Raw genomic sequence first — 15,060 nt, forward strand, 5'->3', positions numbered from 1 at the left:
TACCAGAAAAAATATAGGACAAGAGCAGAGGCAACAAAGGAAGTTTTTGAGTATATCACTTGTTTTTACAATCCAGAGAGGATTCATTCAACCATTGGATACCAATCACCGATGGAGTTTGAAAAAGCTTACTACTCAAAAATGAAAGTCGCCTAATTTAACCTTTTCCTGGACAAATNATGATGTAACGCAAGTTAGATCATCATTTGTCCAGGTTACCAAGCGATAGCGCGGTAGGAAGAAAGTAAGAAAGTGCCCAATTTAATTTGTCCGTTTTCTTGACGTAGTATCAGTTTTGGCCGATAAAACTGGAGAATTGGCCGATAAATTAATAAATTTGGCCGATATAACTGCTAAACAGTCAGTAAAACAGAAAATTTCAGCTAAATGATCTGAATGATCACTAATTAAATTGTAAAGATAACAGAATCACAAACATTTGGATGGATGCTGAGCATCCGATTCCAAAATATTTTAAGATTAATAGCGGCATGGAAAATTGCATAACCACCTGAGGTTATAGTATGCTTACTGTACAAAATGTACCAGTCAAGAGGAGGCAATAATATGTCAATGGCGTATGAAGAATATATGAGACAGATGGTAAAGCCAATGCGTGAGGAACTTGTGCAGGCAGGTTTTAAGGAACTGACAACTGCTGAAGAAGTCGTACAATTTATGGAAGGGCTTGAAGGTACAGCCCTTGTTGCCGTTAATTCCGTTTGCGGATGCGCAGCAGGTTTGGCCCGTCCAGCAGCAACACAGGCAGTTTTAAGAAGTGATAAGAAACCGGACCATTTAGTGACCGTCTTTGCAGGCCAGGACAAAGAAGCCACTGCAAAAATGCGCGAATACTTCGAAGGGTATGAGCCTTCATCTCCTTCCATGGCCCTGTTAAAAGGGAAGGAAGTTGTTCACTTCATTCACCGCCACGATATTGAAGACCATCCTATGGAAGCAATTATGGAGAATCTTCTTGCGGCGTTTGAAGCGAACTGTTAATTAAAATTTTTTAGGGTCTTTTTTGAAAAGGGGTGTCAGCTGGCACCCTTTTCTTTGTCTTTTGGCTACTTTAGGGCTAACTGCTGATTACCCATCGAAAAGCAAGTCAAACGAGGTCCAATAAAGGTATTGGTATCAATAATTCCGGACCACCCGCCAAAGGTGTTCTTGCAGAAGGGATTTAAAGTAAAGGTTTACATAGTTTAATAAAAGCCAGGTGAACAGGATGATTATTACTACAGCCGGACGGACAAACCAGGAAATGAAGGAAAAAGCCAAAAAAATAGCTGAATATTTGGAAGCGGAATACATGGAGCGCAATAAAAAGTCGGTTAGCACTATTCAAAAACAGCGGCAGGACGATTGCATTGTTGTTGGAAAGGAGCGCCTCGAGCTTTTTCCGTTGGGTGAGAGCCAGCCATTCTTTTTTCATCCCAATTCAGCGATGTTTAGAATAAAGCGGCTGCTAAAGGGTGAGAGTGATCCTTTTATTCAGGCAGCAGAGATCCGGAAAGGAAGCAGCGTTCTGGATTGTACCCTTGGACTCGCATCAGACAGTATAGCAGCAAGCTTGGCTGTTGGAATAGAAGGAACGGTTACAGGGCTGGAGGGCAATGAATACCTTGCTTTTCTTGTGGGGAATGGCCTTCGGCAATGGGAGTCAGGTCTGGAAGCAATGGACTGTGCTATGAGGAGAGTACAGGTAAAGTCCACAATGTCTCTTCCATATTTAAAAAACTTGCCTGATGACAGCTATGATATTGTTTATTTTGATCCGATGTTTGAAGAAACCATTCTTGAATCGGATGGAATTAAGGCCCTTAGCCGATATGCGGTATATGCTGATCTTTCGGAAGAGATAATTTCTCAGGCGAAAAGAGTTGCCAGAGAAAAAGTAGTTTTAAAAGATCATTTTAGAAGCTCAAGATTTGAACAATATGGATTTAAAGTGCACAGGCGAAAAACTTCCAAATTCCATTTTGGTGTTATAGAAACCTAAAGGCTGTCTCATAGATTATTGGTCTTATTTATAAATTTTGACCGTTGATTTCAGCACGGGGCACTCAAGCTTTCCTGCGGGGAGGAATTAGAACCTCCCCGGCATCGTCTGTGGGGTCTCCCGCTTCCCTCTTTTCTGCGCAGGACATTGGAAAAGCATTCTTGAATAAACACCTTGTCGCAAGAAAATGTGAATGCATTTTCGAGGTGCCCTCCGCTGCAGTCAGCTCAGTTGGTTAAACTTATTTTGTCACCTGAAAAGCAACAAACTTTCGAAAACAGCCAAACTAAAAAAGGTGCCGCAATATTCGGCACCTTCACATTAGTCGGCAATAGCCAGGTAAACAAAATATGCCATTAACAGCAAGCTTGCAATAACAAAAACAAGAGACCAATCCATCCCAAATTCCCCCTTTGCCGTCCTTTTTGATTCGCTGAAAGCGATTTGTTCCTATTATTCCCGCTATATTGTTTTGTAATCATACGAATTATATTTTTCACTATATAGCTATTGTTTTAATTAATGAAAAATGAAATCAATTTTCATTTACTGCAAAAAGCAGTATAATAGAAAAATAGAAAAGAGATACATAGCGAGGAAGGATAATATGGAATTTCCTATTTCAAAAAGAATGGCTTCCTTTCAGGAAAGTGTCTTTGCTGAGCTGTCACAGATAAAGAATTCTAAACTTTCAGACGGAAACCCGATGATAGACCTAAGCATAGGCAGTCCTGATCTGCCGCCGCCAAACTTTATAACTGATGAATTGGCAAGAAGCTCTAAGAATCCGGATTTATACGGTTATTCCTTAACTGGAACTGAGGAGTTTCACTCCGCTGTATGTGACTACTATAAGAGAAATTTTAATGTGAGGCTTAACCAGGATTCAGAAGTGCTTTTGCTGATGGGATCCCAGGATGGGCTTGTGCACTTGCCCATGGTTCTTTGTGATCCGGGTGATTATATTCTTGTTCCAGATCCGGGTTACACAGCCTATGCTGCAGGTGCGGGAATGGCAGGAGCTCAAATATATAGCATACCTCTAAAAAAAGAAAACAGGTTTCTCCCAGATCTGCAGGATATCCCTGAGGATATCCTCCGAAAAACTAAGTTAATGATTTTGAATTTCCCGGGCAACCCTGTTCCTGCAATGGCCACTGAAGATTTTTATCTTGAAGCGATTAGTCTTGCTAAAAAGTATAACTTTGTTATTTTGCACGATTTTGCTTATTCAGAACTTTATTATGATCAAAAGCCTCTAAGTTTTTTATCGGTAGAAGGAGCCATGGAAGTGGGTTTGGAGATGAATTCCTTATCCAAAAGCTTTAATATGGCTGGCTGCCGGGTCGCTTACGCTGCTGGAAATAAACATCTCATTATGATGCTGTCTAATTTCAAGTCAAATCTGGATTATGGTGTGTTTTTGCCGGTTCAGGCTGCAGCTTCCAGAGCGCTTAGAGACCAATCAGAATTTTTAACCGGCTTGAGGAAGGTTTACAGGAAAAGAAGGGATGTTTTGGCAGAAGGTTTAAATAATATAGGCTGGCTAGTCAGCAAGCCGGAGGGTTCTATGTTTATATGGGCAGAGGTGCCTTCTCCATATAGTTCGAAAGACTTCGCAATTGAATTAATTAACCGGGCAGGTGTAGTGGTAACACCCGGCAATGCGTTCGGGCAGTGGGGAGAAGGATATGTGCGAATTGCACTTGTCCAGCCTGAAGAAGTCCTTAAGCAAGCTGTCGCCAACATTGAAAAAAGCGGGATTATAAAGAAAGTTCTTGCTTAATTTGGATGCTATGGCACCGCTCTGCTGACTTTCACATTATATTAATGGAGCGAAAAGCAATAGGCGAATTTATTGGAAAGGAGGATGAGAAATATGCCAAATTGGCTGAGAAAATCCTTTGTTGTACTCGTAACCATATTAACGTTTGGCATGGTAACTCCGTCTCAAGCCTTCCTATATGAAAATACGAATCAGTTAAAGGCATCAAGGGCTTCTGATGTTGAAAAAACTGACAGCAGTACAGGACCTTCGACGGAAGAAGATAATTATGTTGATAAAGAGGTATTTATAAGGCAAATGGTCAAGGAAGCTGAGATGCAGTCCTATGAAAAGTTTGGCACAAAAATCGGCCCGGTGATTGAAGATGAATTTAATGAAGTGATCCTTCCAAATATCGAAAAAGCAATCCAGGAGGTAGCAGTGCAATTTCCCGAGGAAAGCCTTGCCCATTTAAAAGTTACTGAAACTCCCGGAGGAGGATTATCAGAAAAGATCTTCCATATAACAAATAGCCAGACGAGTGAAGATGTGATCCGATTTCATGTGAGAAGGGACCATCCCCCCCAGCAAGGCTACTGGTTTAACTTTCATTACCATACCCATCATGACAGTTTTCAGGCCCATCATGAATTGGGAGCGATTTATTGGGACAAAAATACTCCTCCTAAATGGATGAGTTAAAAGATTGAAATAAATTACATGTTATGAAAAAATAATTTTATGGAATATGAAACTTTCCATGATTTCTAACGTAAATACATTTATTCTACTTAATGGAGGTTTGAATTGAAATGGCAGTAAGTTTATCGAAAGGTCAAAAAGTTGATTTGACAAAATCGAACCCTGGAATGACTAAAGTAATAGTAGGTCTTGGATGGGACACGAACAAATATGATGGCGGAAATGACTTTGATTTAGATTCTTCCGTTTTCCTTCTTGGAGATAATGGAAAAGTAACATCTGAAAGCGATTTTGTTTTCTATAACAATACAACTGGCGGCAATGGTTCTGTTGTACATACTGGCGATAACCGTACAGGTGAAGGAGATGGGGATGACGAGCAGGTGAACATTGATCTTGCGAACGTACCTGCAAATGTTCAGCGTATTACCTTCACTATTACAATCCACGATGCGGAATCCAGAAACCAAAACTTTGGCCAAGTTTCAAATTCATATGTAAGGATCCTGAACGAGGATTCCGGAGAAGAATTAATCCGCTATGATCTTGGTGAAGATTTCTCCATAGAAACAGCTCTTGTTGTTGGAGAATTATATAGACATAATGGAGAGTGGAAATTCAGTGCAATCGGCAGCGGATATCAGGGAGGATTGGCTGCCCTGGCAAAAGATTTCGGTTTACAGGTTGGTTAATGAAGAGGTATATTTGCATAATACAGGCTCGGCAATGCCGAGTCTTTTATACGAACAAAATAGAGAGTATCTAGGGGGAACAATACAAGAATGGCAGTTTTAGAGGGAATTCTTAATACTTATGCCGCGTTTTTTGACTGGGAAATGTGGGTTGATGTTTTATCAAACCCTGTCAGCTGGGGGCTAATTGGTACGCTTGTGATCATGGAAGGCCTTTTGTCAGCGGATAATGCACTGGTTCTTGCGGTTATGGTTAAACATTTGCCTGAAGAGAAACGCAAAAAGGCTTTATTTTATGGTTTGCTTGGGGCTTATATATTCCGTTTCATTGCAATCGGTATCGGTGTATACCTAATTGAATTCTGGTGGGTTAAAATCCTTGGTGCAGGTTACCTTGCGTGGCTATCCATCAAATACTTTATTGATAAGAAAAAAGGATTAGGAGAAGCAGACGAAGAGGATATGGAAGGCATCAATCAGAAAGGTTTACTGATTCGCTTATTCGGCCCTTTCTGGGGAACAGTAGCTGCGGTCGAGCTTATGGATATTGCCTTCTCTGTAGACAGCGTATTAGCTGCTTTTGGGATCAGCCAGGAAATTTGGGTTCTTCTTTTAGGCGGAATGCTTGGCGTATTAATGATGCGTGGTGTTGCAGGAATCTTCCTGAAGCTTATCGACAGAATTCCTGAACTTGAGACAGCTGCCTACGTATTAATTTTAATTATTGCTGTAAAGATGCTGTTAGGCGTATTTCATATACATGTTGAGCATGTTCATTTCTTTATTCTGCTTCTTGTTGTATTTGCCGGAACATTCGTTGTTCACTACAGAAACAAAAAGAAAGAACAAGAAACAGCCAATTAATGATGAAACTTTTATAGCTAAGTACCAGCAAAAGGGATCAGACACATGTCCGCTCCCTTTTCTTTTTATCCTTTTTTGGGTAAAAGGAGGGATTAGCACTGGCTGGCATCTTGTGAAAGAAAGAATGGAGCTGTAATAATGAGACTATTTTCCGATCTCCCGGATGAAAAAGTGAATCAGGTTTTCTATAAAAAACCTGGTATATTCAATAAAAGATCCGGAAAGGAACTTTTGGCTTATGCATTGGGGGCAACCTTATATATGCCTGCTACAAGGCCGAATATTCACCAGGATCTGCTCTCTAAAAAGCATGCAGGCCTAACCTCAATGGTTATCTGCCTGGAGGATGCGATAGGAGATGATGAGGTAGAAAGGGCTGAAGATCTGCTGTCTTTAGAACTGGAGAACTTAAGTGTGGATTTGGCGAAAGGCCATTGCCAGGAAGATGATCTGCCATTAATCTTTGTTAGAATCAGGAGCTATGAGCAGCTGGTGAGATTAAAGAGCAGGATTCCTAATGGGATGCATTTGCTCACAGGATTTGTGCTTCCGAAGTTTTCTCCCCTGGAAGGCGGCAGAATATTAAAGGAAATTAGGAACATCCAATCAAGCGGGTACTGCTTATATGCCATGCCTATTCTGGAAACCAAGCAAATTATTCAAAAGGAAACAAGGCTGGATGAATTAATCAGCATTAAACATGTTTTGGACCAACATGAGGATTTAATATTGAATGTCAGGATTGGGGCTACTGATTTTAGCGGCCTGTATGGTATTCGCAGAAACTCCGATACAACTGTATACGATATCAGTGTGATCAGGGATTGCATTTCAGATATTATCAATATCTTTTTGCGGGCAGACCATCCATATGTCATTTCTGGTCCTGTATGGGAATACTTCTCTTCAAAAGACCGCCTACTTAAGCCTCAAATCAGGCAGACTCCTTTCAGGGAGCGGTTTGGGCAGGATGGAATTAAAATGAGAACAGATTTGATAGATAAGCATATGGACGGATTAATCAGGGAAATAGCCATGGATATTTCAAATGGCCTTACTGGCAAAACGATCATTCATCCCACACATATAAGACCTGTTCAGGCTTTGAATACTGTAACGCTTGAAGAGTACTTGGACGCAAAAAGCATTGTCGATCAGGCAAACGGAAAAATAGGGGTTATGAAAAGTACGTACCAAAACAAAATGAATGAAATTAAACCTCATTTGTATTGGGCTAAAAAAATAATGCTTAAATCTGAAATATACGGGGTGCTTCATGAAGAATACACATACATTGACCTTCTCAAAAACGACATATTCGCATCAGATCCTCAACTCGCTAAACGTTGAGATTGACATCACAGAGAATCCATATCAAATTCCTGCGGAAGATTTATTTATAATGGCAGCAAGAATTAACAAAAAAAGGTCCTTTTTGTTTGTCAGCAAGGTCCTTGGGAAGCATATACCGATCAATCCGCGAATCGGGCTGCTGACAGGAGAGCTTCTCGCCAACCGTTATATGGAAAAGGTAAAGAAGAAGGAGACAGGCAAGGCCGAAGAACTTCTTTCTGCTTTTAAGAACGGCTCCGGCACTTTTAATAGCAGTCCTTTCATTGGGGCGGAACATAATCCGGTTATTATTGGTTTTGCAGAAACAGCGACTGCACTCGGACATGCTTTCTTCCAATCTTTTCAAAAGGCCGAGTTCTTTCATACTACAAGAGAGCAGCTTGCAGATAGGGTTCCGGTTATTACTTTTGAAGAGGAGCACTCCCATGCGACATCCCATCGCTGCTATATCGATGGAAGGCTTTTGGATAATCAAAGGGAAATCATCCTTGTTGATGATGAAATGACGACTGGCAATACAGCCGTGAATATTATCCGTTCCATTCATGCACGATTTCCGCGTGAAGTATATACAGTTGTATCTATATTAGATTGGCGCTCCGAAGAGGACTTGAATCGCTTTAATGCTCTCGAAAAGGAATTGGGCATAACGATTCATAGCGTGTCACTTTTAAAGGGGGAGATCCGGGTACAAGGTTCACCTGAAACAGGTGATATTCAAGCGAATTTCCAAACAAAAGAGGAGACAGCCATCGTTTCATACATTCATATAAATAAAGAATTCCCTGACTTATTAGATCATATAGAAGGCCCTTCTGTCACTCTTGGAGGAGATATCAGGCAAGTCCCTTATTTAAAAGATTCCGGGAGATTTGGACTGAATGAGAAAGGACAGGAAAGATTAGAAAATGCTTTAAGCATAATCGGAACCTATCTATCCAGCAGCCGGACTGGCAAAAGAACTCTATGCCTTGGCACAGGTGAATTCATGTATATCCCTATGAAACTTGCATCTTTAATGGGGGAAAGCGTTAAGTTTCACTCAACAACCCGGAGTCCGATTTTTGTAAGGAACGAAGAGAATTACGGTGCTCAATATGGAATTTCGTTCCCTAATCCTGAAGACCGGGATATGGCCCAATATGTGTATAACATCCCTGAAGGCCTCTATGATGAACTATTCCTGTTTTTTGAGAGGGAGGCGTTCAATGACACACTTGAGATTCTCATTAGTCAAATAAAGAAATACATCAAAGATATTAAGGTCGTTTTTTTTAATGGAGGTGAATGAAATGGTTTACGCAGCAGATCAAAAGAAGTCAATTGGTTCTTATAATAATAAAGATGTTGTGTTTTTATTAAAGGACTTAAGCACCTTTTCTCTTGAGGGAACTATTGAGGAGAGAGAAAAAAACATTCAGTCAGGCCAGCATTACAGTGAAACACTGCCGATAGAATATCAGCCTCCGGAAAATTATCTGAACCTTTTCTGGGAAACGCTAGAGGAATATAAACAAAAAGTCGCACTATGCGCAGGTACAGTTGCTGAACAAATCTGGAAGCTAAAAGGAGAAAACACCGTTTTAGTGTCATTAGCCAGAGCAGGCACGCCTGTTGGCATTTTGATCAAGCGGTATCTTTCTGAGGTTTATGGAGCAGATCTGCCTCATTATAGCGTATCCATAATCCGTGACAGGGGAATTGATGAAAACGCTATAAATTATATTTTACAAAGCCACCCAGGGTGCAATATTCAATTCGTAGATGGCTGGACTGGCAAAGGGGCCATTTCAATTGAATTAACCAAAGCTTGCAGGGAATTTAGTGAAAAAAACGGCATTGCGCTTGATGATACATTGGCGGTCCTGGCTGACCCAGGACACTGCACAACACTTTATGGGACAAGGGAAGACTTCTTAATCCCGAGTGCCTGTCTGAATTCTACTGTTTCAGGATTAGTAAGCAGGACGGTCTTAAATGAAAAATATATTGGGCCCAGTGATTTTCACGGTGCCAAATATTATAAAGAGCTGGAAAGTGCTGATGTTTCAAATGAATATCTTTCGATTATTGAAGATGAGTTTCAAGCTATTAAACAGGAGGCTGCAGAAACAGCAGCACCTTTAATGGCAAAAAAGGGGGATGCAACCTTCCAGGGGATGGAAGAGGTACGGAAAATAAAAGAAGAATTTGACATTGAATCTGTTAATTTTGTAAAGCCGGGTGTGGGAGAAACAACGAGGGTTCTTCTAAGAAGGCTTCCATGGAAAATTCTCATGAAGGATCCTGAAAGCCCGTATGTCCGGCATATTGCTATGCTGGCCAAGGAACGTAATGTAGAAATCATCCATTACCCTAATATGAGTTACACTTGCTGCGGATTAATTAAAAAGGCGGAAAAAGAATAATGATGATGTTTGCTTCAGACCTGGACAGAACCCTTATATACTCAGAGAGGGCCCTGTCTGAATTAGGAAATGACGAAATGGACCGTTTAATTGGCGCAGAGAGAAAAGCAGGACGGGAAATTGCCTTTATGACACAGAGGGCATATCAGATGTTAATGGAAGTTTCTTCTAAAATGCACTTTGTGCCGGTAACAACCAGAACCTATGAACAATATGAGCGGGTGTTTATTTTGCAAAAAGGCCTTCCGTTTTCCTATGCTGTAACATCAAATGGAGCAAATATCCATTTTCAGGGGAGACCTCTTGATGACTGGACTTCAACTGTACAAAACCGCTTAAGGTCCGAGTGTGCTAATCTGGAGGATATGGTCGGAAAATTAAAAGAGTACGAGTTGGACGGCAGTCTTAAAATAGCTGATAATCTATTTTTTTACTATATTCTTAACAAGGCAATTACAAGTAAGGAAAAAAAAGTTCTGTGCAGAATTGCCGAGTCTTCCGGGTGGAGAATTTCTCTGCAGGGCCGAAAGCTTTATTTTATGCCTGCCCCTATATGTAAAGGAGAGGCAGTGAAGTTTATAAAGGAGCGGGAAGGGATAAATACTGTATTTGGGGCTGGGGATTCAGTCCTTGATCATGATTTCCTGAAATTTTGCGATTATCCATATGTGCCAAATCATGGAGAACTGGCCAAATATGAATCACTTTGCCATCCTTATAAAATTTCCAATAATCGGGGAGTTATGGCCGGAGAAGAAATTCTTGCAGAAATATTAAGCAATATTACGCAAAGCATCTAATCCGGCTGGTCCCCCAGCCATTTTTTTAAGATCATGAACATGCAGCAGCTAAAGGAAAAAGCACTTAAAAATACTAATCCGGATACTGCCAGTGAATGGTAAAGGGGATAACTAAACAGTGCCAAAAGGATAGCCAAAACAAAGGTATCAAAGAAAACAAATGAACCTGAGCAGATAATATTTGTAATTAAATTCAAATCACCTTCAATCCCTCGGTATCTTGCTCTTTTAAATAGCAGCCTCATGCTTAACTCACCTTCTTCTGCGGGGTACTCCAATCTATGCGGGGACAGGAACAAAGGTGAAAACCTGCATCCCGATTTAAGCTCATTACAGCCATGTATAATCGCAGAGGTGTATAAATCAATGTTTTCCATAGTTAAATCAACCAGAAATGAAACTTTTTCTGTTTAAGTCCGTAAATCTAATTAAATCATTTTAGAAAACCAGTTGTACGTATGATATGATGGTAATATGTTTACATATTTTCATTGGCTCCAATTGGGCCATAAGGTACAGATTTGCTAGTTTATAAAAATGATAAAACATCTTTCGCTCATAGAGGGAAGGGATATAAATGAATCCATCATATAGTCAAATTAAGGCCCACATGCTGAAGGTTACATATGAAGATTGGCTATCTCAGATTAAAAAGCCGAATGATGAGAGGGAGAAATTTTCTAAGGAACAGCATACACTTCATGTTGGACAAATCGTTGCTCGTTTTCTGGGAGTCCCTTTGGATGAAGACGATTATTATAATCGGCTGCTTGATCTTATTAACACAGATAATGCAGGCCTGATGCTTTTAAGCGAAGATCATCTTGACAAAACAATTGACAATCAGCAATTTCAGGCAATCCAAAAAGTGCTGAATATTAATAAGGAGCAAAACTTATCAATTAACCGGTTTGCTGCATTCCTGGATGGTGAACAGCTGCTAATGAAATCGCCAGTATCTGCTCTCCATAGAAAAATCAGGGAAGCAATGATCAATATGCTGAAGCTTTTTTCCGAAAATGAGCCGGATGGTTTAAAGAACCAATATATTCGCAGGGTACTTGTTGATGTCATAAAGTGGTCTTTCAATCATCTTGGAAAAGAAATAAAGAACAGCGACCCCGAGAAGGCAATAGCTAAAATCATGTGGTATGGAAGTGGTAAAAAGAGCCATTTTTATTTTTTGTACTACTTAATAAGCCTTGGGTGCGATGTCGTTTATTTTTCTCCTTCTGGGGAGGATCTTCTTGGGAAAATGGGTCCGGATATTCAGGGCTCATTTGCACATAGGTATCCGGAGAAACAAGAGCCTGAGCCCTTTCCTACAGAAAAAAGAAGAAGGAGTGCAACCGTTGCTTATAGAGCTTCAAGGGAAATTGAAGCCATCTTGAATCATGAAGGGTCCGGATTGTATAAACCCTGGCAGCTGCGTGATTACACACCATCTTCAGTTACACTGAAAACAACTTATGATGAATTGTTTATTCTTATTAAAGAGAAAGCCATGATCCGTCCAAATTTTGAAGTAAAAGAAGGGCAGGTTATGATTCCTTCTGTCTTTGCTAAAATTCAGGGGGTAAGCAAGAACCGGAAGGAATACTGGGATCGCATACAGACGTTAACCCAGTTCGAGCAAAGCCTGTTGATCAGAAGATTCCCATTTACAAATAGCGTTAATAATGACTTCCGTTTCCATTACCGCAATGCCCTGGACAAGGAAGGGCTGCTGGATCCTGAAAAGGTAATCTCCGGCCATTATTGGAAATATCAGCATCTTCCTTCCGGACTGCAAAATGGAATAGCCAGGGCTGTAAGGAATATTTGTGCACGTCCCTATTTAAAGCTGCTTCCCCATGAATCGGAAGAGGATCTGAAAATCTATCTTTTTACCCAAAGCATGCAAATTCCGCCCAGCATTCTAAAATTAATGCAGCAATTTGATTATTCTCAGGATGTGCCGAAGATCATCCTTTACAATAATGAACTGAATGGGACTATGGTAAGATCGGATGCTGCCCTTCTTTTGCTGCTTAATCAGTTTGGGCTTGATATTGTGTTATATAATCCTCCAGGCCATAACGATATTGAGAACTTCATTGAGGAGGATTTATATGATGTCCATTGGCTTGAAGATGTTGTTTTTGAACAGGAATTTAAAGAGCCTTCTTTTTTAAAGAAAGTCCTCTTTCAAGGATTATTAAAAAATTTAAAGGGTGATTGAAAATGAATCCGACTCCGCAAACAGATTTAAATTTAACAACCCAATTGCAGGATGACAAATTAACAGAGAATAAAGTATCAGAAATTAAGCTGGCATTAAGGCAAGAGCCTGAAGTGCAAAATCTTGCCAGATCCATTGATGAGAGGGACCAAATTCAAATCCTTGAATTTGGAAAAGAACCCGCTGTCCAAATCTCCCGCTTTTCAGATCAAATACTAAGCAATATGAGATCAACAAAAGTTGAAGATTCAGGCGAGCTTTTAAAGCAGCTTGGCAAGATTATGGACAAATTTGATAAAAAAGATTTTGAGCAAGGCTCAAAAGGATTATTTGGAAAGCTTTTCAAACGCGGAGAAAAAATGATTGAAAAGCTTTTCGGCAAATATCAGACCATGGGGCAGGAAATTGACAAAGTGTATGTTGAAATTTCCAAATACCAAAATGAAATGGTAGACTCCACAAATATGCTTGAACAAATGTATGAGCAAAATTACCAGTACTATTTGACGCTTGAGAAATACGCTGTTGCCGGACAAATGAAAGCAGATGAGCTTAAGGCCAATCAGCTTCCTCAGCTGGAAGCCCGTGCGGCACAGGGCGATCAAATGGCTTCCATGCAGCTTGATACCTTAAGAAACGCCATAGAGCTGCTGGAGCAGAGGGTTTATGATCTTGAAATGGCGAAGATGGTTGCTCTTCAAACTGCACCTCAAATCCGTCTCCTGCAACGGGGAAATACGAAGCTTATCGGGAAAATCAATTCTGCATTTGTTACTACGATCCCGATTTTTAAGAACGGTCTTATTCAAGCAGTTGCGGCCAAAAGACAGAAGCTTGTTGCTGATTCCATGAGCGAGCTTGACCGGCGGACAAACGAGATGCTGGTCCGCAATGCCCAAAATATCTCTAGCCAAAGTGCAGATATTGCCAGGCTGGCAGGGGGTCCAAGCATTAAGATTGAGACCATTGAAGAATCCTGGAATATCATCATGAAGGGCATGCAGGAGACAAAGTCGATTGAAGAGGAAAACAAGCGCTTGCGCGAAGAAGGTACGAGAAGGCTTGAACAGCTTCAGGATAATTTTAAAAAAATGAAGCAGCAGGGGTAGGCAGCTGCTCATTTTAATAAATGGCTGTGTTAATACTTATTGCTGATTTTAGCACCTGTTGATTGAAGCGGAGGGCACGGGCTCCTCGAAAATGCTTTCGCACTTTCTTCGCGGGGTGATTAATCGGGAAGCTGATTCAATGTTCTGCGGGAGTTCGGTCAAATGGAGGCCCCGCAGGCGAATCGGCGAGGAGTGTCGGACCGCCCGCTGAAAGATTGAGTGCCGGGAGCGGAAATCAGCAGGCAAATTTAACAGGGCCTAATAAATATAATAAATTGATGAGGTGGAAAAGGTATGGCTATTAATTTGCAAAAAGGACAGCGTGTTGACCTAACTAAGGGAAATCCAGGTTTATCCAAAATAATGGTAGGATTGGGCTGGGATCCCGTGCAAAACCGCGGAGGCGGCGGACTCCTTGGTTCATTGTTTGGAGGCGGCGGCGGTGCGAATATCGACTGTGATGCTTCTGTTATTATGCTTGGTGAAAATGGCAAGCTCAGAAACAACAGCGATGTCATTTATTTCGGCAACTTAAAAAGCGGAGATGGAAGCGTCCAGCATACAGGAGATAATCTTACTGGTGATGGAGCTGGCGACGATGAGCAAATCATTATTGATTTAAACCGTGTGCCTGCTCACATTCATAAGATGGTTTTCGTTGTAAACATTTATGATAGCGTAAAAAGGAAGCAGCATTTTGGCATGATTCAGAATGCGTTCATTCGTGTTGTTAATTCTTCCAATAACCAGGAAATGATACATTACAATCTTACAGATGACTACAGCGGAAAAACTAGTTTAATAGTTGGCGAGATTTACCGCCACGGAAACGATTGGAAGTTTGCCGCTGTTGGCACAGGTACAGCTTCACCAGGGCTTGCCGACGTTGTCCGCTCATATACTTAATTGCCGTTGAATACCTTAAAGGATCCGCTTATTGCGGGTCCTTTTTGAATATTCTTTTAATTTCCCAGCATTTGTTTCCTTCAAAATTTCTCTCCTTATGTTATAATTTTAATAGAGTATTAGGACGTTATTCACAGCATTTAAATAGATTTTCTCCGAACAGGCATTTCCACTACTTTTTAAACTCAAAAGCCCTGTCGCCGGCATCTATTACATCTTAGAATTGCAGAAGGGATAA

15 protein-coding genes are annotated in these 15,060 nt (G+C 40.7%); 14 read left to right on the top strand and 1 reads right to left on the bottom strand.

Annotated features, from left to right (window positions below):
• The 11 genes from L634_RS32470 to L634_RS0104045 form a co-directional block, all read left to right on the top strand.
• On the top strand, window positions 1-156 hold a 156-nt coding region (locus L634_RS32470), incomplete at its 5' end, for an IS3 family transposase (RefSeq protein WP_157452346.1).
• A gap of 411 nt (window positions 157-567) precedes the next feature.
• On the top strand, window positions 568-1,002 hold the full coding sequence (locus L634_RS0103995) for a BrxA/BrxB family bacilliredoxin (protein ID WP_026581322.1): 435 nt from the start codon (window positions 568-570) through the stop codon (window positions 1,000-1,002).
• Window positions 1,003-1,228: 226 nt separating this feature from the next.
• On the top strand, window positions 1,229-2,002 hold the full coding sequence (locus L634_RS0104000; RefSeq protein ID WP_026581323.1) for a class I SAM-dependent methyltransferase: 774 nt from the start codon (window positions 1,229-1,231) through the stop codon (window positions 2,000-2,002).
• A 607-nt stretch (window positions 2,003-2,609) separates the two neighbouring features.
• Window positions 2,610-3,788 (top strand): LL-diaminopimelate aminotransferase, encoded by a 1,179-nt coding sequence (locus tag L634_RS0104010; protein ID WP_026581324.1) that lies wholly within the window; start codon window positions 2,610-2,612, stop codon window positions 3,786-3,788.
• 93 nt (window positions 3,789-3,881) lie between these two features.
• A complete protein-coding gene (locus tag L634_RS0104015) occupies window positions 3,882-4,469 on the top strand; it encodes a YpjP family protein (protein ID WP_026581325.1) in 588 nt (195 codons plus the stop codon).
• Between the two features lie 110 nt (window positions 4,470-4,579).
• Window positions 4,580-5,161 (top strand): TerD family protein, encoded by a 582-nt coding sequence (locus tag L634_RS0104020; RefSeq protein WP_026581326.1) that lies wholly within the window; start codon window positions 4,580-4,582, stop codon window positions 5,159-5,161.
• A gap of 90 nt (window positions 5,162-5,251) precedes the next feature.
• Window positions 5,252-6,025, top strand: a complete 774-nt coding sequence (locus L634_RS0104025) for a TerC family protein (RefSeq protein WP_026581327.1) — start codon at window positions 5,252-5,254, stop codon at window positions 6,023-6,025.
• A gap of 138 nt (window positions 6,026-6,163) precedes the next feature.
• Window positions 6,164-7,375, top strand: a complete 1,212-nt coding sequence (locus L634_RS0104030) for an HpcH/HpaI aldolase/citrate lyase family protein (RefSeq protein ID WP_026581328.1) — start codon at window positions 6,164-6,166, stop codon at window positions 7,373-7,375.
• A complete protein-coding gene (locus tag L634_RS0104035) occupies window positions 7,302-8,669 on the top strand; it encodes a phosphoribosyltransferase family protein (protein ID WP_026581329.1) in 1,368 nt (455 codons plus the stop codon). Before L634_RS0104030 ends, L634_RS0104035 begins: the two co-directional genes overlap by 74 nt.
• 1 nt (window position 8,670) lies before the next feature.
• Entirely contained in the window at window positions 8,671-9,786 is a 1,116-nt protein-coding gene (locus L634_RS0104040) for a cysteine protease StiP family protein (protein WP_026581330.1), read from the top strand.
• The gene (locus L634_RS0104045) at window positions 9,786-10,586 is read left to right on the top strand and encodes a hypothetical protein (RefSeq protein WP_026581331.1); all 801 of its coding nucleotides are present in this window, start codon (window positions 9,786-9,788) and stop codon (window positions 10,584-10,586) included. The genes L634_RS0104040 and L634_RS0104045 overlap by 1 nt, the downstream gene beginning before the upstream one ends.
• On the opposite strand, the gene L634_RS0104050 is transcribed toward L634_RS0104045, so the two are convergent.
• Window positions 10,583-10,963, bottom strand: a complete 381-nt coding sequence (locus L634_RS0104050) for a hypothetical protein (protein ID WP_157452347.1) — start codon at window positions 10,961-10,963, stop codon at window positions 10,583-10,585. The genes L634_RS0104045 and L634_RS0104050 overlap by 4 nt on opposite strands.
• Window positions 10,964-11,163: 200 nt before the next feature.
• On the opposite strand from L634_RS0104050, the gene L634_RS0104055 reads away from it, so the two are divergent.
• The 3 genes from L634_RS0104055 to L634_RS0104065 all read left to right on the top strand — a co-directional run bounded on the left by L634_RS0104055 (window position 11,164) and on the right by L634_RS0104065 (window position 14,822).
• Window positions 11,164-12,807 (top strand): YceG family protein, encoded by a 1,644-nt coding sequence (locus tag L634_RS0104055; protein ID WP_051428216.1) that lies wholly within the window; start codon window positions 11,164-11,166, stop codon window positions 12,805-12,807.
• A gap of 2 nt (window positions 12,808-12,809) precedes the next feature.
• A complete protein-coding gene (locus L634_RS0104060) occupies window positions 12,810-13,916 on the top strand; it encodes a toxic anion resistance protein (RefSeq protein ID WP_026581334.1) in 1,107 nt (368 codons plus the stop codon).
• A 294-nt stretch (window positions 13,917-14,210) separates the two neighbouring features.
• A complete protein-coding gene (locus L634_RS0104065) occupies window positions 14,211-14,822 on the top strand; it encodes a TerD family protein (protein ID WP_026581335.1) in 612 nt (203 codons plus the stop codon).
• The last annotated feature ends 238 nt before the right edge of the window (window positions 14,823-15,060 follow it).

Source organism: Bacillus sp. J33 (genome assembly GCF_000518885.1).
Lineage (GTDB): Bacteria > Bacillota > Bacilli > Bacillales > Cytobacillaceae > Cytobacillus.